The following is a 22,782-nucleotide window of genomic DNA, read 5'->3' as shown; positions in this document are numbered from 1 at the left end:
GATCAGGCCACCGCCAGCCGCACGCCCATGCCCGCGAAGCAGACCGCGAACACCCGGCGCAGCGCCGTCATCGCCCCGGGCCGGGACAGCACGCGGTCGCGCACGGCGGCGGCGCACAGCCCGTAGGCGGCGAAGACCACGAACGTCATCGCCATGAACACCGCGCTGAGCCGCAGCATCGCGGCGACGGAGCCGGACTCGCCGGCCGGGACGAACTGCGGGAGGAACGCGACGAAGAACATCGTGACCTTCGGGTTGAGGAGATTGAGCAGCACCCCGGAGACGATGACGCGGCTCGCCGGCTGCCGCTCCGCACCGCCCTCGACGACCAAGGCGTCCTTGTCGCGCAGGGTCGACCAGGCCATGTACAGCAGGTAGCCGACGCCGAGGTACTTCACCGTCTCGTAGGCGACGGCGCTGGTGTGCAGCAGCGCGGCGAGGCCGCTGATGGTCGCCGCCAGGTGCGGCAGGATGCCGACGGTGCAGGCGAACGCGGCGATCAGGCTCGCCCGGCGGCCGTGGGCGAGTCCGGCGGCGAGGGTGTACACCACGCCGGTGCCGGGGGTCACCACCACGATCAGGGTGGTGAGCAGGAACGCGATGCTCAAGGGGGGCCTCCGCTGGGGTTCGTTCGAGGTGGTCCCAGCCTGGTGCCGGCATGGACCGGCCGACAGAGCCAAAGACGGCGTGATCCACCGGTCCAAACGCGGGCGGGCTCACCGCGGCGCACCGGACCGTGACCGGTTTCCACGGGCCACTAGCATGTGGCTGCACCGGATTGATCAACAGAGGAGCGTCGTGCGAGAGATCGCCGTGTTCAGTGGCAGCGCCCATCCCGAGCTGGCGGCCGAGATGTGCGCGCACCTGGGGGTGCCGTTGAGCCCGGTGCGGGTGAACCGGTTCGCGAACGACTGCCTGGAAGTGCAGTTGCAGGCCAACTGCCGTGAGCGGGACGTGTTCCTGGTGCAGCCGCTGGTCGCTCCGGTGCAGGAGCACCTCGTGGAGCTGCTGCTCATGTGCGATGCCGCGCGCGGGGCGTCCGCCCGGCGGATCACGGTGGTGATGCCGCACTACGCCTACGCCCGCTCCGACAAGAAGGACGCGCCTAGGATCTCGATCGGGGGCCGGCTGGTCGCGGACCTCATGGTCGCCTCGGGCGCGAGCCGGGTGCTGGCGCTGACGCTGCACTCGCCGCAGGTGCACGGGTTCTTCTCGGTCCCGGTGGACCATCTGCACGCGCTGCGGGAGCTGGCGCAGCACTTCCGCCGCTACGACCTGAGCAACACCACCGTCGTCTCGCCGGACCTGGGCAACGCCAAGGAGGCGGCGGCCTTCGCCCGGATGCTCGGCGCGAAGGTGGCGGCCGGGGCCAAGCAGCGCTTCGCCGACGACCGGGTGAGCATCAGCTCCGTCATCGGGGACGTCGCCGGCCGTGACGTCATCGTGCTGGACGACGAGATCGCCAAGGGCAGCACCGTGCTAGAACTCCTGGAGCGGCTGCGGGAGCTGGGCGCACGCTCGGTGCGGGTGGCCTGTACGCACGGGCTGTTCTCGGCGGGGGCTCTCAAGCGGCTGTCCGAGCAGCCCGACGTCCTGGAGATCGTGTGCACCAACTCCGTCCCGGTCCCGCCGGGCGAGCACACGGACAAGCTGCGCGTCCTGTCCATCGCCCCGGCGCTGGCGGAGGCGGTCCGGCGCATCCACAACGGCGAGTCGGTGAGCGCCCTGTTCGACGCGACATGAACCGGCGGCGCGGAGGCGGACGCGGGCCGGTCGCGGCGGGCGCTCCCTGAGCGTCGCGACGTCCGGCTCCGAATCCTCCCCGTCCCGCCTCGAACCGCCCTCTTCCGGGACTCCTGACCGCCCCTTCCGGCCCCGACCGACGGGCTGCCGGGGCGGGGGTTACGCTGCGGGCATGACCTCACAGCCCTACCTCTCCCGGCTGTTCTCGCTGGACGGCCTGGTCGCCGTGGTGACCGGCGGGAGCTCCGGCATCGGCCGGGCGATCGCCGGGGCGCTGGCGCGCGCCGGGGCGAGCGTGGTGGTCGTGGCCCGCACGGAGGCACGGCTGGCCGCCACCGTCGCCGAGCTGACGGCCGACGGCTGCCGGGCGGCCCGGGTCCGCGCCGACCTCGGCAGCCGCGACGGCGTGCGCTCGGCGGCGCAGGAGGCGGCCGGGGCCTTCGGCGAGCCGGACATCCTGGTCAACTGCGCGGGGATCAACCTGCGTCCGCCGATGGGCGAGCTGGGCGAGGACGTCTGGGACGCCACCATGGCGGTGAACCTGGAGGCGCCGTTCCTGCTGGGGCAGCGCTTCGGGCCCGGCATGGCCGAGCGGGGCTTCGGCCGGATCATCCACGTCACGTCCCAGCAGGCGCACCGGGCCTTCGTGGACAGCGGGGCGTACGGCGTCTCCAAGGGCGGGCTCGAGTCGCTGGCCCGATCGCAGGCGGAGGCCTGGTCGCCGTACGGCGTCACCTGCAACACCCTCGTGCCCGGCATCGTCATGACGCCGCTGAACGCCCGGCTGTCCGCCGACCCCGGGAAGGCGGCGGAGCTGGCCGGGCGCACGATGGTCGGACGCAACGGGCTGCCCGAGGACTTCGCGGGTGCGGCGGTGTTCCTCGCGAGCCGTTCCTCCGCCTACGTCACCGGGCAGTCGATCTGCGTGGACGGCGGGTTCTCCGTCCACTGAGCCGCGCCCACCCCGGCGGCGACATGGGCGGTCACCTTCTGGCGCCGCGCCATCCGGCCCCCACCCCCGCCAGCTGGAGGGCCAGCGCCAGCAGGCCGAGAAGCATCAGGTTCGTGGAGGAGAACACGTCGTTGGTGCTCAGTTCCGCGGCGTTGATCAGAAACGCGATGAAGAACAGCACCGCTGCGATGATCGCCATCATGTCGGTCTCCTGACGTCGGTTCGGTTCACTTCGGTTCGGTTCCGTTCGGGTTCGGTGACTCCCGTATGCCCCGGAACCGCTGCGGCAGGCGCGGGGGCGGCACCGGCCGAAAAGTCCGTGCAGCGTGTCTTGTCAGCTCCGCGCACCTGACCGTACGCTCCGCTGAGCAGCCATGGGAGCGCTCCCATGACCTCCGCCGACTCACCCCCCTCATCGGAGGCACTCATGAGTTCCTGCCGGTTATGTTCAGCCACCCCCGAACCGTCCGGGCGGCGCGCGGCTCCTCCTTCGAGGCGGCCCGCATGAGCCGGAGGCGGAGCGCGGTCGAGACGCGCGAACCATCGAGCTCTGCCGCCACGAGCGGTCTGCGCACCCTCCCCGCCCGCTACCGGCAGCACAGCTTCACCGTGCTGCGGGTGTCCGTGGGGCTGCTGTTCGTATGGTTCGGGGCGCTGAAGTTCCTGCCGGACGTCAGCCATGCCGAGGACATGGCCACCCGCGTGGTGCACGAGCTGACCTCCGGGGCCGTGCCGGCCGACGTGTCCCGGCCGCTCGTCGCCCTGATGGAGATTCTGATCGGGGCCGGGCTGGTCACCGGGCTGCTGCCGCGCCTGACGCTGCTGGTGTTCTTCGCGCACATGGCCGGGACGTTCACCGCGCTGGTCGTCCTGCGTTCGGAGGTGTGGGACGGGAACGTCGCGGTGCCCACCATGGCCGGACAGTACGTGATCAAGAACGTCGTGCTGGTGGCGGCGGGCCTCGCCATCGCCGCGCACCTCCCACAGGCCGGTGCCGGGCCCAGCAGGACGGCCGGTGACGGGGAAACCGGCACCGGGCCCAACGCCCCCGTGAGGGCGCCGAACCCGGTGGTCGAAGCAGCCCCGGACCCGACGTCAGTCCCGGTGCACGGTGATCCGCCGCTCGGCGCCGACGCCGTTCACGGTCACCCGTAGCACCGCCGTGCCGGCACGGCGTGCGACGAGCGTTCCCGAGACGGGGTCGTAGGAGACGACCGGCGCTCCGCCGTCGTGGCCGCGCTCCCCGTCCCCGGCCACGTCGACGCGGGTTCCGCTCCAGTCGGCGGAAACCGGCCAGGCCACCGGGACGCTCCGGGCGCCGTCCTGGGTGAGCGTGGCCGCCGCCTCGGCCCGCTCTCCGACGGTGAGCGTCTGCGGAGCGCTGAGCGTCACCGTGTCGGTACGGGCGTGCACCTCGGCCCGCAGCCACCTCTCGGAGTCGTCGGACGGGACGTCGTACAGGTCGTGGATCCGTCCCCGGCCCGGATCGATGCCGAGCATGGTCCAGCCGGTGAAGCCGCCGCCGTCGGGCGTGCCGGCCGGGTTCTTGCCCGAGTTGCCGTTGACCAGGTACGGCACGCCGTCGACGGAGGAGGCGGCGAAGACGCCCGCGTGGGCGCCGACGAACGCGGCGGACTTGTGGCTCTCGGCGCGGAAGCCGGCGAGCCACTGCCGTACCAGGGCCGCCTCCTTGCGGTCGCCGAGCTGGCTGGCCTTGTTCGGGAGCGGGTCGTCCGTGGGATGGTGCTGGAAGACGACGACGCCGCTGACCGACCTGTCGCCCGCCGCCGCCTCGAGCTGGTCGTGGAGCGTCTGGAGCTGGCCGAAGCCGCCGCCGCGCAGGGTGCCGGTGGAGGAGTCCAGGGTGATGAAGCGGGTGCCCTTCATGTCGAACACGGACGTGGTGGGGCCGAATTCGGCCTCGAAGTTGCGGGTCGAGCCCGGGCCCATGATCTCGTGGTTGCCGGGGACGTAACGCCACGGGACGCTCCCGCCGGTGCGGGCGTCGAACTCGTCGAGCAGCGTGCGGGCGAGGGCGAAGTCCGCCGGGGACCCCTCGTCGACGAGGTCGCCGTTGATGACCAGCAGGTCCGGGCGGGCCTCGGCGATCTCGGCGAGGGTACGGCGGGCCGCCTCGACCAGCGGGCTGTCCGGGGCGCGGGCGACGAACTGGGCGTCGGACATGACGGCCACCCGCAGCGGACGGCCGCCGACGGTCCCGTCGGTGACCACGACCGGGTCGGCGACCCCGGGCGGGTCGGGCAGCTCGACGTCCGGGGCGACCTTGACCCGTAGGTCGCTCACCGTGACCGCGCCGGTGTAGGAGCGGGCCGCGCTGGTCTCCAGGAGCCGGATCCGCTGGAAGGTCAGGGGGTGGGCGGTGCCGGCGGGGACCGGGAACTCGACCTTGCGCCAGCCGGTCCAGGTGATCGTGGGGCCGTCGAGGTTGGCGGTCACTCCGGAGCCGGTGCGGTACTGGAGCCGGGGCCAGGCGCCGTTGCCGTCGCCGTGGATCCACAGGGTGACGGCCTGCGGCTGGCCGGGCAGTGGGATCGGCAGCGGCGGGACGGCGTACTGGCCGCGCGTCGCGGTGGAGCGGGTGAAGTCGTACGTCAGCCGCAGACCGGGCGCGCCGTCGTGGCCGGGCGCCGGGGCGACCGATCCGCCGGGGGCGCGGTCGTGCGCGGACGTCCACGACGCGGCGTCGGAGAGGTCGGCGAAGGGCGTCTCGGCCAGGCCGACCGTGACGGCGACGTCGGTGGTCATCCCGCGGACCGTCAGGCGCAGGGTGGCGGAGGCGCCGTCGACCAGGCCTCGCACGGTGAACGTGGCGTCGTCCGCGGGCCGCACCTCGACGATTCCCCGGCCTCCGGTGACCTGGACGTCGGACGCCTCGATCGGGGCGGAGTGGCCGAGGGCGTCGTAGCCCGTGACCGTCAGTCGCGCTTCCTTGCCGGCGCCGTCGAGCGCCACCAGGCTGCTGCTCGGGGCGATCCGCACGGCGGGGGCCAGCACCGTCAACTCCTTGTGCCCGTCGGCCCGGTGCCCGGCGGACGCCACCACGCGGGCGGTGCCTGAGCGGCGGCCGGTGACGACCGCGGTGCCGTCCTCGCGCGAGTCGACCGACAGCCGGCCGCCCTCGGCGCGCCAGTGCACCCGGCCGGCGGAGACGGGAGCGTACGTCTCGTCGTGGGCGAGGGCGCGCACGGTGCGGCGCAGTCCGGGCAAGACCCGGTCGGCGCCGTCCGCCGTCAGGGCGGGCAGGACGCGAAAGCCGTGCACGGCGCCCGATCCTGGGGCGGCGAACAGTCCCAGTCCGTTGGCGACCTGCCGTTCCGAGCCGTCGGAGGGGCTGTTGACCAGGCCGGTCGTGTCCTCCCCCGGCAGGCGGGCGGCCATGGTGGTCGAGCCGCCGCCGTCCATGTTCAGGGCGTCCACGGCGCCGAGCCCTTTCATGAAGGCGCCCAGTTCGTTGAGGTCCATGCCGCGGCTGTCGGTCTGCTTGCCGTCGATCGCGACCAGGTACATGGTGCGGCCGTCTGCGGAGAAGCCCGCACCGGTGCGCGAGGTGGCGGTGACGGTGTCGCCCTCGGTGAAGCGCCGTACCACGCCGTCCGCGACCAGCACCTGCCCGCCGCCGACCGCGACCGCCACCTCGCCGAAGTCGGCGCGCGGGCGGTAGGCGACCTCGACGGCGTCGCCGGGCCGCAGTCCGGCGAGCGCGTCGGCGCCCGCTTCCCGCCCGAGCAGCACGGAGTCGCCCGCGGGGACCGGGTCGCCGCCGACGGAGGTGCGTACGTCGGTGACCCTGCCGTCCCGCAGCCGGACCTCGGCGACCCGGCCGGCGCCGCTGACGGGCTTGGTGCGGGGCGAGGGACCCCACTGGTCGGTGAACAGGCCGATGCCGCCGGCCTTCAGGACCGGGGAGTTGACGCCCGCCAGTTCGAGGGTCCGCGTCCCGCCGACCGTGACCCGGCCCTCCAGGAGGACCTGGGCGAGCCGGCCGATGCCGTCGGCGCCGATGGCGACCGCCTGACCGCGGCCCGGGGTGGGCGAGTTGACCAGACCGTCCTTCCGGGACACCGCGGCGCCGATGGGGGCCTCGGTGTCGTTCATGTCGAAGTAGTCGCCGTTGATCGCGGCGACGGCTCCGGTGCGCCGGGCCTGTTCGGTCACCCGTGACTTGCCCGTGACGGTGCCGGAGGAGATGTGGTCGACGCTCAGCCGGTCGTCGGCGAGGTCCGCGACGAGCACCTGTCCGCGGACCCATCCGCTTGCCCCGAACCGATCGAAGCGGGTCAGGGTCAGGCCGGGTGCGACCGGGGTGCGGTCCTCCCGGGTGACGATGGACTCCCCGGGAGTGCTCGGGATCAGGCGGGGCGCTGCGCCCGCGCCCGGCGCGCCGTGCGGGGCCGCCACGACGTCGTCGGGGGCCGACGCCTGAGCGGTCGTCACCGTCGCGGCGCCGATGCCGAGTGCCATGGCCAGGGCGAGGACGACGCGGGTGCGCCGTCTCGCGGTCCGCGTGCGCGGGGCGGCGGGATCAGGAGGGAACGACACTGGCTGACTTCTTTCGCTCTCGTTCCGGCGGGCAGGGGTCAGCGTTCAGTTGACGCTCCGTGGGTGTTGAGGCGCCGTGAGGTGTGTGACCGTCAGCAATGCGCCGGGTGAACACTGCGGCCCGCTCCGCCGGGCTCGTGGCTCCCCCGCCGACGCAGTCATTGTCGCGGTGCGGGGCCCGGCGGCAAAGGCGATACACGGACAGCCGGGGCGTTCGAAAGCGTTCGGGTCGTTCAGTCGGCGGAAGCCGGGCGCAGGGCGTCGAGTTCGCGGTTCAGCTCGGCGAGGAACCGCACGACGACGGCCAGTTCTTCCTGGGTGAAACGGCTGCGCGCCGCGTCGGTGCCGCGGGCCAGTGGCCGGAAGTAGTCCCGGCCGACGGCTCTGGCCGCCTGTGCGTAGTGAAGGTGCACCACGCGGCGGTCGTCGGCCGCGCGGACGCGCCGGATGTGACCGGCCTTCTCCAGCCGGTCGACGCACGCGGTCACCGCGCCGGACGTGAGGTGGAGCCGGCGCCGCAGCCGGCCGGGCGTCATGGGCCCGTCGTCGGGGTCGGCGTCGAGGATCGCGATGAGGGCCTGCACGTCGGTCAGGTGCAGGCCCTGCGCCTGGGCGAAGTCCTGGGCGATGCGGTTGAACTCGGCGTTCATGCGACGCAGCAGAACCGCGAAGGACTGCAACCCCGTCGGGTCGTCCGCCGGAAGTGATGGCGAGGGCATGCCGGAACCGCTCATGTCTTGAGTATAAGGTTTCTCAATGATTGACATACTTTACTGTCGAGGCATGATCACGCCGCGGTCACTCCGTCCACTTCCGGGATGCTCATGAACATCACACCCCGCCGGGCCCGCCGGCTCGTGCCCCTGCTCCTGCTGCTCGTCTGGCTGGGCATCGGGGGAACGCTCGGGCCGTACGCCGGGAAACTGGGCGAGGTGGCCACCAACGACCAGGCCGCCTTCCTCCCGCGCAGCGCCGAATCCACCCGGGTGCTCGACGAACGGGAGGCCTTCGACCAGGCGGAGACGCTGCCCGCCGTCGTCGTCTGGACGGCGGACGGGGAGCGGGTCGCCGGGGCGCAGCGCACGACCGCCACCGACGCCGTCGGTGCGCTCGCCGGCGCCCCCGGCGTCGTCGGCCGTCCGTCCCCCGCCCTGCTCTCCGACGACGGCAGGGCACTGCAGGCCGTCGTCCAACTGGAGCCCCACCTGGGCGAGGAACTGCCCACGGTGCTCGACGGGGTGCGCGAGGCGGCGGAGAGCGTCCCGGACACGACGGTGCAGATCGCCGGACCGGCGGCGAGCCAGGCCGACCTGTCGGACGCCTTCGCGGGCATCGACGGCCTCCTGCTGGGCGTGGCGCTCGGCGCCGTGCTGCTGATCCTGCTGCTCGTCTACCGGAGCGTCCTTCTCCCATTCGTGATCATCCTGGGTTCCGTGTTCGCCCTCGGACTGGCGAGCGCCGTCGTCTACGCGCTCGCGGACCGGGACGTGGTCCGGGTGGACGGCCAGGTGCAGGGCATCCTTTCGATTCTGGTGATCGGCGCGGCCACCGACTACGCGCTGCTGCTGGCCGCCCGCTTCCGCGAGGAGCTCGCCGTCCGCGGGGACCGGACCGCCGCCGCGGCGACGGCGGTGCGCAGGTCGTTCGGCGCGATCACGGCGAGCGCGGCCACCGTGGCGCTCGGCCTGCTGGCCCTGCTGGCGAGCGATCTGACGAACAACCGCGCCCTCGGACCGGTCGGCGCCATCGGCATCGGGTGCGCGGTGCTGTCCACACTGACCTTCCTGCCGGCCGTGCTCGCCCTGCTGGGCCGGACCGCCTACTGGCCGTCCCGGCCCCGTGCGTCGGACGCCTCGGCGAAGGGACACGGGGTGTGGCGCCGGGTCGCCGCCGAGGTGGACGGCCGGCCGCGCCGGACCTGGCTGGTGACCGCCCTCGTGCTGGCCTTCTTCGCGGCGTTCTCGCCCTCCCTGTCCGCCAAGGGCGTGCCACTCGACGAGGTCTTCGTGGGCGAGGCCCCCTCGGTCGCCGCCCAGGAGACGCTCGGTGAGCACTTCCCCGGCGGATCCGGCAACCCCGCCGTCATCATCGCCGACGCGGACCGTGCCGCGCAGGTGACGGCGGCGGCGCGCAACACCGAGGGCGTGGCGACGGCCGACCCGGTCTCCGCCTCCGGACGGCCCGGGGGCGGCGAGCCACTCGTGGTCGACGGCCGCGTGCGCATCGACGCCACCCTCCGGGCGGCGGCGGACAGCGACGCCGCCAAGGAGACCGTCGAGCGGCTGCGCGCCGAGGTGCACGCGGTGCCGGGCGCGGACGCCCTGGTCGGCGGGTACACCGCCCAGCAGTACGACACCCAGCGGACCGCCGCCCGGGACCGCACGGTGATCGTCCCCGTGGTGCTCGGCGTCATCCTGCTGATCCTCGTCCTCCTGCTGCGCTCACTGCTGGTGCCGGTGCTCCTGGTGGCGACCGTCGCGCTCAACTTCCTGGCCACGCTCGGCGTGTCGACGCTGGTCTTCGAGCACCTCCTCGGCTTCGGCGGCGCCGACGCGTCGGTGCCGTTGTACGGCTTCGTGTTCCTGGTGGCCCTCGGCGTCGACTACAACATCTTCCTCATGTCCCGGGTCCGGGAGGAGGCGCTGGAGCACGGCGCCCGACAGGGCGTGCTGCGCGGGCTCACCACGACCGGCGGCGTGATCACCTCGGCCGGCGTCGTGCTCGCCGCGACGTTCGCGGCGCTCATGGTGATCCCGCTGGCCTTCCTGGTGCAGATCGCGTTCATCGTGGCCTTCGGCGTTCTGCTCGACACCCTCGTCGTCCGCTCGCTGCTGGTACCCGCGCTGATGATCGACATCGGTCCCCGGGCATGGTGGCCCAGCGCCCTGGCCCGCGACGGGCAGGGGGAACGGGACGGCGCTCAGTAGACGGTCAGCCCGTACGCCGACAGGACCTCGACCACCGGCTGGTAGTAGGCGACGCCGCCGGAGGAGCAGTTGCCGCTGCCGCCGACGAGGAGGCCGAGGGCGGTGGTGCCGGAGAAGGCCGGGCCGCCCGTGTCGCCCGGCTCCAGGCAGGCGTTCGAGCGGAAGAGGCCGTACACCGTGCCTCCGCCGTAGGAGACGGTGACGTTGATGGCGGTCACCGTGCCGCAGCGCAGCCCGCCGACCCGGCCGACGTGGCAGACGCTCTGGCCGACGCGCGGAGCGGTGACGCCGGTGATGTCGCGGACCGCGCCGCCGCCCAGGGAGACTTCGCCGGGGCGGGCGACGGAGGGGTTGGTGTAGCGGACGACCCCGTAGTCGTCGGACGGGAAGGACACGGCGTCGGTGACGCCGACCGGGATCGTGCGACCCGGGTCCGCGTACCAGGTCGTGCCGGTCGACAGGCAGTGCCCGGCGAGGAGCGCGTAGGTCGTGGTGGAGCTGCGGGCGTTGAAGCCGACCGTGCACACGCGTCCGTTGTCGCCGTACAGCAGGTCACCGCCCCGGACGACGACCTGCTGGGCGCCGACGGAGCCGGCGGCGTGGGCGGGGGCTGCGCCCAGGAAGCAGGCGGCCAGGAGCGCCAGGGCGGTCGACACGGCCGGGGCGAGGGACGGTTGTCTCACGGATCCTCCAGGCGAGGCGGCAAAGTCGTACGGTCGCTCGCCTCATGGTGGAGGATCCCGGGGCGGTGGGACAGACCGGCGCCGGTCGTTCGGCCCGGACTACCGGTTCTGCAGCTGCCGGAGCTGGTGGTATCCGGGCGCCGAGCAGTGGGCCTGCACCACCCTCGCGCCGTGGAGCACGCTGTCGTGCGCGACGTCCGGACAGTGTCCGGAATGCTTCGTGAAGCAGCTTCCTCCCCCGGCCCTCGCGGTACAGCAGGGTCATCTCGCACCGCAGCGCGTTTCAGCTCGCGTTGCTCAGTTCATGACCTCGATCACCGGCCTGGGGATCGGCGTCTTCCCATCGAGGACGGCCGGGACGCGTTCCAGGACGCCGCCCGCGAAGACGTCGTACAGCGGCAGGGTTTCCAGGTGCACGTAGCCGATGTGGCAGTCGCAGGCGGCGAGCGGGCAGCCGCGGGGGCGCAGGGCGGCACGGTAGCTGCCGTCGTAGAGGTTGCCGAGCGGGGCGGGCACGAAGTGGCAGCGGCGGACGGTCCCCTCTCCGTCGACCGAGATCACGGACTCGCCGGTGCGGCAGGGCAGTCCGGCGCTCGCGTGGGGGTGGCGGCTGTAGGGGAACAGCGGGTCCAGGGCGGTCCACCGGTCGGCGTCGGCGTCCGTGTAGACGTGGCCCTCGGCGGCGTTGACCCACAGGTAGACGTGCGGGGGCAGGTCGGCGCGCAGGCGGCGGGCGTGCGGCAGGTGGTCGGGCAGGCCGACGACGCCGACGCTGAAGCGGACGCCGCGCTCGGCGAGGTCCCGGCACTTGGCGAGGAAACGGTCGTAGGGGGTCTGGCCGGGGTGGTACGTGCACCACAGGGCGAGCGTGCCGGGGTCGGCGTCGGCGAGCCAGTCGGTGCGGCAGCTGAGGTTCGTCTGGATGGCGACCCGGCGGATGTGCGGCAGGTGCGACAGGCGGGCCAGCGTGCGCCGGTACCAGGAGCGGACCAGGCCCTCGCCCCAGGGCGTGAACAGGATCGACAGCCGGTCGCCGGTCTGGCCCTCGGCCCAGGCGGCGAACCGTTCCAGGGCCGCGCGGTCGGCGCGCAGCTGGGCGGGGGTGTCGCGCCGCTTGGCGAACGGGCAGTAGGGGCAGTCGTAGTCGCAGGAGGCGAGGGGGCCCCGGTAGAGGAGGGTCAGATCCATGGCCGGGCGGTCACTTCCGCTCGTAGGCGGCCATGGCGGCCCGCACCGCCGGGGAGAACAGCTCGGGGCCGATGGCGTCGGAGTGGGCGAGGCCCTCGGGGGTGAGCCGCAGGGTCGTGGGGTCGGTGTCCGCGAGCCAGCCCCGGTCGGCGAGGCGCGCGAGGTCGGTGGCGAAGTCGTCGGCGGGCGCGGCGCCGAACCGGGCGCGGTAGTCGTCCACGCGCAGGCCCTCGGCCTGGAGCAGGGACTGGAGCAGATGCCGTCGGCGTGTCTCGTCGGCGTTCATGCGGTAGCCGACCTCGGCGTGGGAGAAGTCGGCCGTCGCGACGTAGTCGTCGATGATGCCGCGGATCTGGTGCATGCCGACGGCGTAGTCGAAGGAGTAGTGCAGTCCTGCGGTGTAGGAGCGGGCGCCGCAGCCGAGGCCGATCATGCCGTCGGTCTGGCAGGCGTAGTCGTCGGCGCCCTGGGCGGGGGCGTCGGCACGGCGGAACATACGCATCGACTGCTGGGTGTAGCCGTGGGCGAGCAGATGGTCGCGTCCGGCGCGGTAGAGGCGCAGCCGCTGCTCGTCCCACTGCGGGTCGGGGCCGGGGCGGCGGCGGTCGAGGCCGGTGAGGGGGCGGACGTAGAGGGGGTAGAGGTACAGCTCCTCGGGCCGCCAGTGCAGGGCCGCGTCCAGGGAGTGCCGCCAGGTCTCCTCCGTCTGGCCGTCGATGCCGTAGATGAGGTCGATGTTGAGGACCGGCACGCGGGCGTCGCGGATGCGCCCGAGGGCCGCCTCGACGTCGGCGCGGCGCTGGGGGCGTACGGCGGCGCGGGCCTCGGAGTCGACGAAGCTCTGCACGCCCAGGCTGAGCCGGGTGGCGCCGCGCTCGGCGAGCACGGCGAGCCGGTCGGCGGTGGCGGTCGCGGGCGAGGCCTCCACCGACAACGGGACGGCGCGCAGGTCGGCGCCCATGCGGTGCTCGGCGATGTCGCAGAGCCGCTCCAGTTCGGCGGCGGTCAGGAAGGTCGGCGTGCCGCCGCCGAACGCGGCGGTGGCGAAACGGACTGCCTCCCCGTCGCCGAGGGCGGCGCGCACGGCGTCCGCCTGGCGTTCCAGGGCGTCGAGGTAGGCGCCGGTCAGGCCGTCGGGGGCGCCGATACGGGTGAACAGGTTGCAGAACCCGCAGCGCACCTCGCAGAAGGGTATGTGCAGGTAGAGGGAGAGGGCGTGCTTGGGTTCGGCCGCCCACAGGGATGCCAGCTCCGGACGGTCGGGCAGCCTGCGGTAGGCGGTCTTGTGGGGGTAGGCGTAGACGTAGCTCTGGTAGGGGCCGAGGTGGGTGGCGGGCAGGGCGGCGGTGGTCATCGGGCGGCCTCGGTCGGCGTGGGGTCGAGGAAGAAGTGGGCGTAGGGCACCGTCCACACGGACTCGTGGCCCAGGCGGTGGCCGGTGTAGCCGTCGTCGCCGTAGGCGGTGCCGTGGTCGGAGCAGACGATGGCCAGGCAGCGGCGCCGGGAACTCGCGGCGGCGAACAGCCGCCCGATGTGCCGGTCGACGTATTCAAGGGCGGCGGCGTGGGTCTCCCGGGTGTCGCCGGCCTCGCGGGTCGCGCCGGGAAGGTGGAACCAGTTCGGCTGGTGCAGGGCGGAGACGTTGACGAAGAGGAACAGCCGCTGCTGTGCGGGGAGTCCGGCGACGACGCGCTCGGCGCAGGCGACCTGGTTCTCGAACGACCGGGGTGAGGTGACGCCGAACTCGGGCGTCCAGTGGGACTCCTGGAAGAGTCCGGGCAGCACCGAGCCGAGCGCGCCCTGCTTGTTGAAGAACCCCACTCCCCCGATGCACACGGTGCGGTAGCCGGCCGCGGCCAGGCCGGCGACCAGGTCCGGGCTGTCGTGGACGAACGTCTTCTCGGCGGTGGTCTCGCTGCCGGCGAAGCGCGCGGCGAACAGGCGGGGGTGCGGTCCGGGGCCGGCCGGGGTCGGCAGGAAGCCCGCGAAGATCGCCTGATGGGAGGCGTAGGTGAAGTTGCCCGGGGCGTGCCGCTTCTCCCACCGGCCGCCGGGCAGGTGCCGGGCCAGGTTGGGGAGGCGGCCCGCGGCGGCCAGCTCGGCGGCGACGTCGTAGCGCAGGGTGTCGAGCGTGACGAGGAGCAGGTCGTGACTGCCGACGACCGCGTTCATGTCCGGCTCGGCCGTTGCCGGGGCGGGGGGCGGGAGTTGCTCAGGGCTTGGGGCGGGCGAGGGCATGGCCGGGTCCTGTGGTTCGGGGCTGGTGCGGGTGCGGAGCGTGCGGGTGCGGAGGGTCAGGGGCGTGCGGGGTGGGTGGAGGATGCGGCTGCGGGTGACCCCGGGCGGGTGCGGGGTGCGGGGCGGGTGAGGGCTGCGGGGGGTCGTCCGGGGTGGGCGGGGCGGGCGTGCGGTGGTGCGGGGCGGGCGGCGGGTCCCAGAGGCGGTCCGGGGTGTGCGGGCGGTCCGCCGTGTCGGCCGGACCGGCGTGCAGGCGCAGCGCCGCGGCGACCTGGGCGGCGTAGGTGTCCATGCCCTCGGCGTCGCTGCCGGGCAGGCCGGTGAGGCGGGGCAGCAGGTCCCCGAAGGCGTTGACCTCGCCGACGGCCGCCCGGCGCCAGCCGGTCGCGGGCAGGAGGTCGACGCCCACGCAGAGGGTGCCGGGGAAGCAGGCGGCGGCCTGTTCGCACACGCCGAGCAGGTCGGTCCAGCGGGCGCCCGCGGCCTCGACGGCGTGCCGGGCGGCATCCAGGTCGCCACGGGCGCCCCCGAGGTGCAGGTTCGTCATGGGAGAGCGGCTGGTGCGCACCACCGCGTGGGTGACCCGGCCGGCCACGACGACGACCCGCAGATCCGCGGCGCGCCCCTGCTGGGAGGCCTTCGGCAGCCAGCGCTCCAGATGCAGTCCGTCCGGGGCGAGCGCGTCGACGATGGCCGCGACGTCCTGCTCCCGCTCGTAGCGGCGCACCTTCAGCGAGTTGAACAGACGGCCGTCCCCGGTGAGTTCCACCGAGGACGTCGCCCGGATCCGGCCGGCGCCGCCGCGTTCCACGGCGAGCACGCCGGAGGCCGACGAGCCGTGCGCGGGCTTGACGAACAGCCGGGGCATCCGGTGCTCCCGCATCAGCGCCCGCACGTCGTCCCAGCCGCGGACATGCGCCGACCCCGCGCCCGACGTGGGCGAGGCCGGGACGGGCACCCCGGCCGCGTCGAGGACGGCATGGCAGCGCCGTTTGTCGAACAGCACCGCCAGCTCGTCGGGGTCGTCCAGGCGGACGCCGCCGCGCAGTGTGCGCACGGCGGCGAGGAAGCCGGCGTACCAGCGTGCCGAGCCCTCCACCCGGGTCGGGTCCTGGGCACCGCGCAGCAGCCGGTCGACCTCCGCGTCCTCTCCCGGTGAGTCGAGCCGGACCACCTCGTCCGGCCCGAACTCCGCACCCTGGGCGCGCAGGACGTCCCGCCAGGCGACGAGGCGCGGGGCGGGCAGGCCCGCCGCCTGCACCGCGTCGCCGAACAGGGCCACCCGGCGGCTGCCGGGGTTGCCGACGACCGCGAAGCGCGTGCCGGGGACGTGCCGAGGGGTCATTCGCCCACGGAGACGTAGCGCCACACGCTGCCGTCGCCCTCGACGTCCTCGTCGGCGTCCGCGCGGTCGAGGTCGAGTTCGACGCCCGCGGGTTCCAGCGCCTGCCGGAGCCGCTCCTTCACCGGCTCGCTCAGGTAGTTGTGGTGCAGGTCGAGCTTCTTCAGATGGGTGAGCGGCCGGCCGTCCAGCAGCGCGGCGGCGCCCTCGTCGGTCAGAACGCCCATCGACAGGTCCAGCACCTCCAGGCGGTCGACCACCGGCGAGGCGGCGACGGCCGCGGCGACGGCGTCCTGCATCTCGCTGTTGCGCAGCGCCAGATGGCGCAGGCTCGGCAGCCGGGCGCCGGACAGGATCTCCGCCAGGTCGGCGATCTCGCTGTCGCCGCCGTAGTCGGAGGTGCCCAGCCACAGGTCGAGGTGCTCCAGCGCCGGCAGGTCGCTGGCGCCGACCCCGCGCACGACCTGCGCGGGCAGCCCGCCGGTCTCGACGGTCAGCCGGCGCAGGCCCGTGTGACGCAGCGGCGTGAAGGCGAGGTCCGTGCCGCCCCGGACGCCGAACTCCTCGAGTGCGGGGAACCCTTCGAGCAGGGGCGTCACATCGGTCTGGTGGATCCAGGAGATCTCGCACTCCTCCATCTCCATGTCGCCGAGGAACAGCGCCCGCAGCGCGGGGAAGCGCTCGCGCGCGGCCAGCAGGGCCTCGATGACCGGGGACGGGTCGCTGTCGTAGGCCTCCTGCCAGGCGCCGACGATCAGCGCCCGCACCCGCGTGGTGTCGACAGCAGCGCAGAACCGGGCGAACGCCGCCGTCCACTCCTCGTCGGCGTCGTACACGTCACTGGTGACCCGCCAGGCGAACGAGTCGGCCTCGGGCAGGTCGTCCGTGCGCTCATCGGGCCCCGGGAACGTGCAGGCGGGCAGCCGGTACAGCGCGTCGAGGTGGCCGGTGATGGTCATGCGGCTGCTCCTGTGCAGAGTGAGGGCGTGCGTGTGGCGATGACCGCAGTTCTACCAACAGCCACTGACAATCGGGGGTGGAGGGGTCTGCGGTGCGGTGTTCCGGGACCGCCGCCGACAGCCCGACACGCACGCTCGACGACGACCCTGCCCCGGCATCCGGCGGACGGACCCTCCTTGAACGGGGAACGGCACGCATCGGTCCGGGCGACCCACGGGCAACAGGGGCCCATCGCCCGCTCGGCGGTCCCTCCGCCGAGCGAGCGCCTGCCGGCCCTCCTGGGACAGGGCCCACGCACATCGCTCGCTCCAGCCCACCGGGGAGCGACGAGCATGTCGCGCACCAGTCCACTCGACCCCACTGCGCGACCGGCCCCACCCACCGGACAACGCCGGGCCACCGGGTCGCCGCACTGCAGGGTGGGATTGCACACGACGTGGTCCGGATGCCCTGCCGGTGCGCTTGCTCTTCGCCGGCGAAGCAGGGACTCCGGCATCACATCGGCAGCACATCGGAGTCGCATCTCCGCACAACAGGTACCGACCCATGCGGTCCGGTCCGCGCGCAAGTGCGCCGGACGATCCGGAAGTTGATACTCCGAAATTGCGCGGAGCCTTGTCAGCCCGCCGACGCCATCCTATTCTCACCGACGGAAAGCGCTTTCCCGGTTCAGGGGTCGTTCCGGTGGAGGCGCGCTCATCGCGGCGCCTGCCGCGCCCTCGTGCGGAGCCGCTGCAGATCCGGCGCGAGGCCGCCCGGGCTGTCGACGCACCACGGGACGGGGACGCACCCGAGCAGAGCGGTTCCACGCTGCCGCGGCATCGCCGATCCGCTTCCCGTTGAGCGGGCCACTGTCATGCCCACAACACAGCTGTGACGTGGCCGCGCAGCCCACGGCACCACCACTCGGCAATTCAAGGACGAAGGACGAGGCAACAATGAGACGACCAGTCGCACTGCGACTCTGTGCGGCGCTGGCCACGGGGGCCGTTGCCGCCGCGACCGGTGTGGCCCTGTCGATGCCCACCGCATCGGCGGCGACCGCCGGCGCCACCGGCTTCGCGACCCAGAACGGCGGGACGACCGGCGGCGCCGGCGGCCAGACGGTACGGGCCACCACGGGCACCGCGATCCACACGGCCCTGTGCAACCGCGCCAGCACCAGCACCCCGATCGTCATCCAGGTCGAGGGGACCATCAACCACGGCAACACCAGCCAGGTCTCGGGCCCCGGCTGCAGCACGGCCGCCGACCGCATCGAGCTCAAGGGCATCAGCAACGTCACGATCGTCGGTGTCGGCAGCGGCGCCGTCTTCGACCAGTTGGGCATCCACATCCGCGACGCCCGCAACATCATCATCCAGAACGTGACGGTCCGGAACGTCAAGAAGTCGGGCTCTCCCCTGTCCAACGGCGGCGACGCCATCGGCATGGAGGACAACGTCCGCAACATCTGGGTGGACCACACCACGCTGGAGGCGTCGGGCGGTGAGTCGGAGGGCTACGACGGCCTCTTCGACATGAAGAACAACACCCAGTACGTCACCCTGTCGTACAGCATCCTGCGCAACTCCGGGCGCGGCGGACTCGTCGGCTCCAGCGAGAGCGACCTGTCGAACGGGTACGTCACCTTCCACCACAACCTGTACGAGAACATCGACTCGCGCGCGCCCCTGCTGCGCGGCGGGATCGGCCACATGTACAACAACCACTACAAGAGCCTGAACGAGTCCGGCATCAACTCCCGGGCCGGAGCCAGGGCCAAGGTGGACAACAACTACTTCGAGGACTCCAAGGACGTCCTCGGCACCTTCTACACCGACGCCAAGGGCTACTGGCAGGTCGGCGGCAACATCTTCGACAACGTGACCTGGTCCAGCCCCGGCACCGACAACTACCCCGCCGGGCCCAACCCGACGTCGAACACCACGGTCGGCATTCCGTACGCCTTCAGCCTCGACCCGGCCAACTGCGTGCCGAGCGTGGTGAGCCAGACCGCCGGCGCCAACAAGGGCCTGCGGGTGTCCGACGGCAGCTGCACCCCGCAGACGCCGAGCCCCACTCCCACGCCGACCACCCCGACGCCGACGCCGACCACCCCCACCCCGACGCCGACCCAGCCGAGCGGGACCAACCTCAGCATCGGCGCCGGAGCGGACGGCACCAGCAAGGCCGACGGGACCAGCTACGGCAACGTGCGCGACGGCAACATGAGCACCTACTGGTCGCCGGCCGGCTCCACCGGCGCGGTCTCGGTCAAGTGGGGCTCCGCCACCGCGGTGTCCTCGGTGAACATCCGTGAGGCGGCGGGCGCCGTGGGCAACATCGGCTCCTGGCGGCTGCTGAACGGCAGCACCGGGTCCGTCCTGGCCTCCGGCAGCGGCGCGGGCGTCATCACCTTCCCGCGGACCTCGCTGACCAAGGTCACCTTCGAGATCACCGGCTCGTCCGGCACCCCGAGGGTGGCCGAGTTCGAGACCTACGCCGGATAGCACCGGCAGCGGGGAGCGGGGGCGTCAGGCCAGTCTCAGGACGAGCCTGACGCCCTCGTGCTGCACGGCCCGGTCGGAGCCCTCCCGCGCGCGGACGGAGATCACGCCGTCCGGCGACGCCGAGCCCACGAGACCGTAGACGTCCGTGCGCCCGAAGGGATACGCGTGGTCGTCGGTGGGCACGCGGTAGTCGGCGGTGGGGTAGTACGGAAAGCGCGTACCCCACCGGACCGTCACCGACGTGCCCATGTCGAGGAAGGGCTTCTCCGTGGGCGTGTCGGCCGGGAGAACGCCGGTGCGGTGGCGCATGGCCTGCCACACGAAGTACTGCGGGACGGTGAGGGAGCCGACGCGCCGTCCGTGCGGCCGGTGTTCCTCCTCGTCGGCCTTCCGGATGGCCTCCGCCTGCCCGCGCCAGTGCAGTGTGGTCCAGTGCAGTCCCCGCTCCTCCTGCGGCCGGTCCGGCCGCGGGCGGGTGTCGAGGACGAAGCCGACGAGCCAGTCGGCCCGCTGCCCGTCGTCGTGCCGGGCCGCGTACCGGGCGCGCTCCGCCGCGATCGCGTCGGCGCGGCGCGGACGGCCGAGGGCGCCGCGTACGCCGTCCGACAACCGCCCCAGCGTGGGCGGACGGCGCTCCGGCGGTTCCAGCGGGTAGCGGAAGGGTCCGGTGGGCGCCCTGTCGTCGAAGACGGCCCAGGGGACGCCGTCGATCAGCTCCCGGAAACGCCGCCAGCCCCCGAGACGCCGCACGCTGGGCGCGAGGACCAGGTCGTCGTGGTGGCCGGTGCGCGCCCGCACCATGAGCCAGTCCCGCACCGGCGGGGTCAGGAGCGCCTCGACGTCGGCCCGCGTCGGCATGTCGTCCACCGGGAGGCGCATCTCGGCCAGCAGACGCGCGTACGTCTCGTACTGGAGGTCGAGAACCGGCTCGAATCCGGCCGCTCCCCGTCGTGTCCGCTTCACTCGCTCCCCCTTCGCCGATCGAGCCGGCCGCCCGGCGGGCCTGCCCACGGACCGTCCACGGACCGTGGCCCGCACAGCGATCGCTGTGCGGGCCACGGCCTGATGGGTGCTGCGTCAGGCGGGGGTGATGTTCTCCGCCTGCGGGCCCTTCTGACCCTGGGTGATGTCGAAGGTCACGGCCTGGCCTTCCTGGAGCTCGCGGAAGCCGCTGGCGTTGATGTTGGAGTAGTGCGCGAAGACGTCGGGGCCGCCCCCGTCCTGCGCGATGAAGCCGAAGCCCTTTTCGGAGTTGAACCACTTGACGGTTCCGCTGGCCATGCCAGTACCTCTCGGTCGGTGACGGATCCGCACCGCGCGGACCCGAAGGTGATGGTCCTGGTCCTCGGGCCCTGCACAGCAAAACGCCCGCACCGGAGCGCGGGCGGGTACGGCGAACCAGACATCTGACAGCGACGCTACACGGCGATCGCCCCGGTCACCAGTGGATATCGCCAGACGGCTGAAGTCAGTCCGAAACCAGGCCCGTCGGCCGGGCCGGGGCGCCGCCCCGGCCGTCGCCCGTGACCTTCTCCGACCCTGCTCGGCGCGCACCGAACGGCGGGCACGAGACGCCTCACACCCGCTCCGATTGTTTCGATCCCGACTCGGAAACTTCAGACCTGTCGGCCGATCCCATCACGTCGTGAGCCGGCGGCCAAGAGGGCGAGCCAGGTGTCGTCGCCTCAGAAACCCTGCCTGCCACACCCATTGACAGCGCTTACAGCCACCCCTAAGTTGCCGCGAAGTTACGGGAAGAAGCTCGAAAGTTTCGGTCAACTGCGTTCCCCCCGCATGTGAGAGGCCCGAGCATGAGCACCTCCGTCCGGCCGGCTCCCCCGCCCGGCGCCCAGGACCCCCCTCCGGCACGCACCGCCCGCCGCGACCGGCCTTTGGCCAGGACCGGCCTGCGACGGACGCTGCGCCGCGACTGGCAGCTGTATTCGCTGGTCGTGCTGCCGCTGCTGTTCTTCCTGGTCTTCCGCTATCTGCCGATGATCGGCAACGTGATCGCCTTCCGCCGCTTCGAGCCGGGCGGGTCGATCTTCGGCGAGGAATGGGTGGGGCTGCGCTATGTGGAGATGTTCCTCAGCGATCCCACCTTCTGGCAGGTGTTCCGCAACACCCTGTGGCTCGGCGGCCTGACCCTCGTCTTCTGCTTCCCGATCCCGATCGTGCTCGCGCTGCTCCTCAACGAGGTGCGCAGACGGTCCCTGAAGCGGTTCGTGCAGTCGGTCTCGTATCTGCCGCACTTCCTGTCGATCGTGATCGTCGCGGGCATCACGCTGCAGATGCTCGCCACCGACGGCCCGGTCAACCATGTGCTCGGCTGGTTCGGGCACGAGCCGATCCGGTTCATCCAGGAGCCGGAGTGGTTCCGCACGATCTACGTCGGCTCGGAGATCTGGCAGACCGCCGGCTGGGGCACCATCCTCTACCTGGCCGCGCTCACCACCATCGACGAGGACCTGTACGAGGCGGCGCGCATCGACGGCGCCAACCGCTGGCAGCAGATCTGGCACGTCACACTGCCCGGCATCCGCCCGACCATGATCACGCTGCTGATCCTCAACATCGGCACGTTCCTCGCGGTCGGCTTCGAGAAGGTGCTGCTCCTGTACAACCCGCTGACCTATCCCACCGCCGACGTGATCTCCACCTACCTGTACCGCACCGGCGTGGAGTCCAACAGCTTCAGTTACGCCGCCGCGATCGGCCTGTTCGAGGCGGTCATCGGCCTGTTCCTGATCATCTCCGCGAACCAGCTGTCGCGCCGCACGGTGGGGACGAGCCTGTGGTGAGCGTCGACCGGCCGACGCGCGGTTACCGTGTCTTCCAGGCGGTCAACGGGGTGATCCTGACCCTCGTCGTGGCCGTGACCCTCTACCCCTTCGTCAACATCATCGCCCGTTCGTTCAGCGGGGAACGCCACATCCGCGCCGGCGAGGTCACGCTGTGGCCCAAGGGGTTCAACCTCACCACGTACGAGATCGTGTTCCGGGACGGCATGTTCTGGCGGAACTACGGCAACACCGTGCTGTACACGGTCGTCTCCACCGCCGTCGCCATGGTCCTGACGACCTGCTACGCCTATGTGCTGTCCAAGAAGCAGCTCAGGGGACGCGGCTTCCTCGTGGGGGCCGCGGTGTTCACCATGTTCTTCACCGGCGGCCTGATCCCCAACTACGTGCTGATCACCAGCCTCGGCCTGAAGAACACCATCTGGGCGCTGGCGCTGCCCAACGCGATCAGCGTGTTCAACCTGCTGGTGATGAAGGCCTTCTTCGAGAGTCTGCCGACCGAGCTGGAGGAGGCCGCGCAGATCGACGGGCTGAACACCTACGGCGTTCTGCTGCGGATCGTGCTGCCGCTGTCGAAGGCGGTCGTGGCGACGATGGTGCTGTTCTACTCGGTGTCCTTCTGGAACTCGTGGTTCGGCGCGTTCCTCTACATGGACAGAACCGAGCTGATGCCGGTCACCGTGTATCTGCGCAACCTCATCGCCGGCGCGACCAGCGGCTCCAACGCGGGCGCCGGGGCCGAGCAGCTCAGCCAGACCGCGGCGAACATCCAGGCGGTCACGATCGTGCTCACGTCGCTGCCCATCCTGTGCGTGTACCCGTTCGTCCAGCGCTACTTCGTCTCCGGCGTGATGCTCGGCGCGGTCAAGGGCTGACCGCGCGCCCCTCTCGTCAAC

Annotated in this window: 19 protein-coding genes; 7 read left to right on the top strand and 12 right to left on the bottom strand. The window is 72.4% G+C overall.

Features of this window, described 5'->3' with window-relative positions; translation table 11 throughout:
• Window positions 1-2: 2 nt before the first annotated feature.
• Entirely contained in the window at window positions 3-608 is a 606-nt protein-coding gene (locus tag ABZY13_RS09740) for a LysE family translocator (RefSeq protein ID WP_356628603.1), read from the bottom strand.
• A 190-nt stretch (window positions 609-798) separates the two neighbouring features.
• Here ABZY13_RS09740 and ABZY13_RS09735 point away from each other — a divergent pair, with 190 nt between their 5' ends.
• Together ABZY13_RS09735 and ABZY13_RS09730 are read left to right on the top strand one after the other, a co-directional pair.
• Entirely contained in the window at window positions 799-1,743 is a 945-nt protein-coding gene (locus ABZY13_RS09735; protein ID WP_356628601.1) for a ribose-phosphate pyrophosphokinase, read from the top strand.
• 172 nt (window positions 1,744-1,915) lie between these two features.
• Window positions 1,916-2,695, top strand: coding sequence for an SDR family oxidoreductase (locus ABZY13_RS09730; RefSeq protein ID WP_356628599.1), 780 nt, complete (start codon window positions 1,916-1,918; stop codon window positions 2,693-2,695).
• Between the two features lie 31 nt (window positions 2,696-2,726).
• Here ABZY13_RS09730 and ABZY13_RS09725 read toward each other — a convergent pair whose 3' ends face one another.
• Window positions 2,727-2,897 carry a hypothetical protein gene (locus tag ABZY13_RS09725; RefSeq protein ID WP_356628597.1) on the bottom strand — a complete coding sequence of 57 codons (171 nt, stop codon included), beginning with the start codon at window positions 2,895-2,897 and terminating at the stop codon, window positions 2,727-2,729.
• Window positions 2,898-3,199: 302 nt separating this feature from the next.
• Here ABZY13_RS09725 and ABZY13_RS09720 point away from each other — a divergent pair, with 302 nt between their 5' ends.
• Entirely contained in the window at window positions 3,200-3,850 is a 651-nt protein-coding gene (locus tag ABZY13_RS09720) for a DoxX family protein (protein ID WP_356628595.1), read from the top strand.
• Here ABZY13_RS09720 and ABZY13_RS09715 read toward each other — a convergent pair.
• Window positions 3,791-7,255, bottom strand: coding sequence for a phosphodiester glycosidase family protein (locus ABZY13_RS09715; RefSeq protein WP_356628593.1), 3,465 nt, complete (start codon window positions 7,253-7,255; stop codon window positions 3,791-3,793). The genes ABZY13_RS09720 and ABZY13_RS09715 overlap by 60 nt on opposite strands.
• Before the next feature lie 233 nt (window positions 7,256-7,488).
• Window positions 7,489-7,989: a MarR family transcriptional regulator gene (locus ABZY13_RS09710; protein WP_356628591.1), complete on the bottom strand. Its 501-nt coding sequence runs from the start codon at window positions 7,987-7,989 to the stop codon at window positions 7,489-7,491.
• Between the two features lie 90 nt (window positions 7,990-8,079).
• On the opposite strand from ABZY13_RS09710, the gene ABZY13_RS09705 reads away from it, so the two are divergent.
• Complete coding sequence (locus ABZY13_RS09705) at window positions 8,080-10,182, top strand: MMPL family transporter (RefSeq protein WP_356628589.1); 2,103 nt, start codon at window positions 8,080-8,082, stop codon at window positions 10,180-10,182.
• Here ABZY13_RS09705 and ABZY13_RS09700 read toward each other — a convergent pair.
• The 6 genes from ABZY13_RS09700 to ABZY13_RS09675 form a co-directional block, all read right to left on the bottom strand.
• Complete coding sequence (locus tag ABZY13_RS09700) at window positions 10,176-10,865, bottom strand: S1 family peptidase (protein WP_356628587.1); 690 nt, start codon at window positions 10,863-10,865, stop codon at window positions 10,176-10,178. The two genes, ABZY13_RS09705 and ABZY13_RS09700, sit on opposite strands and share 7 nt — an antisense overlap.
• 297 nt (window positions 10,866-11,162) lie before the next feature.
• Window positions 11,163-12,053, bottom strand: coding sequence for an STM4011 family radical SAM protein (locus ABZY13_RS09695; RefSeq protein ID WP_356628585.1), 891 nt, complete (start codon window positions 12,051-12,053; stop codon window positions 11,163-11,165).
• A 10-nt stretch (window positions 12,054-12,063) separates the two neighbouring features.
• The gene (locus ABZY13_RS09690) at window positions 12,064-13,407 is read right to left on the bottom strand and encodes an STM4012 family radical SAM protein (RefSeq protein WP_356628583.1); all 1,344 of its coding nucleotides are present in this window, start codon (window positions 13,405-13,407) and stop codon (window positions 12,064-12,066) included.
• Window positions 13,404-14,225, bottom strand: coding sequence for an STM4013/SEN3800 family hydrolase (locus ABZY13_RS09685; protein WP_356628581.1), 822 nt, complete (start codon window positions 14,223-14,225; stop codon window positions 13,404-13,406). The genes ABZY13_RS09690 and ABZY13_RS09685 overlap by 4 nt, the downstream gene beginning before the upstream one ends.
• Window positions 14,226-14,265: 40 nt before the next feature.
• Window positions 14,266-15,636 (bottom strand): STM4014 family protein, encoded by a 1,371-nt coding sequence (locus ABZY13_RS09680; protein WP_356628579.1) that lies wholly within the window; start codon window positions 15,634-15,636, stop codon window positions 14,266-14,268.
• Window positions 15,633-16,592 carry an STM4015 family protein gene (locus tag ABZY13_RS09675; RefSeq protein WP_356628577.1) on the bottom strand — a complete coding sequence of 320 codons (960 nt, stop codon included), beginning with the start codon at window positions 16,590-16,592 and terminating at the stop codon, window positions 15,633-15,635. Before ABZY13_RS09675 ends, ABZY13_RS09680 begins: the two co-directional genes overlap by 4 nt.
• A gap of 939 nt (window positions 16,593-17,531) precedes the next feature.
• Here ABZY13_RS09675 and ABZY13_RS09670 point away from each other — a divergent pair.
• Window positions 17,532-19,085, top strand: coding sequence for a pectate lyase (locus tag ABZY13_RS09670; protein ID WP_356628575.1), 1,554 nt, complete (start codon window positions 17,532-17,534; stop codon window positions 19,083-19,085).
• Window positions 19,086-19,109: 24 nt separating this feature from the next.
• Here ABZY13_RS09670 and ABZY13_RS09665 read toward each other — a convergent pair whose 3' ends face one another.
• Entirely contained in the window at window positions 19,110-20,048 is a 939-nt protein-coding gene (locus ABZY13_RS09665; protein ID WP_356628573.1) for a hypothetical protein, read from the bottom strand.
• Window positions 20,049-20,162: 114 nt separating this feature from the next.
• On the bottom strand, window positions 20,163-20,366 hold the full coding sequence (locus tag ABZY13_RS09660) for a cold-shock protein (protein ID WP_059190954.1): 204 nt from the start codon (window positions 20,364-20,366) through the stop codon (window positions 20,163-20,165).
• Window positions 20,367-20,896: 530 nt separating this feature from the next.
• Here ABZY13_RS09660 and ABZY13_RS09655 point away from each other — a divergent pair.
• A complete protein-coding gene (locus ABZY13_RS09655; RefSeq protein WP_356628571.1) occupies window positions 20,897-21,886 on the top strand; it encodes an ABC transporter permease subunit in 990 nt (329 codons plus the stop codon).
• The gene (locus ABZY13_RS09650; RefSeq protein ID WP_356628569.1) at window positions 21,880-22,761 is read left to right on the top strand and encodes a carbohydrate ABC transporter permease; all 882 of its coding nucleotides are present in this window, start codon (window positions 21,880-21,882) and stop codon (window positions 22,759-22,761) included. Before ABZY13_RS09655 ends, ABZY13_RS09650 begins: the two co-directional genes overlap by 7 nt.
• Window positions 22,762-22,782 lie beyond the last annotated feature (21 nt).

The sequence above is a fragment of the Streptomyces sp. NPDC006610 genome (assembly GCF_040611575.1).
Taxonomy (GTDB): domain Bacteria; phylum Actinomycetota; class Actinomycetes; order Streptomycetales; family Streptomycetaceae; genus Streptomyces.
This window is presented reverse-complemented; position numbering and strand designations above follow the sequence as displayed.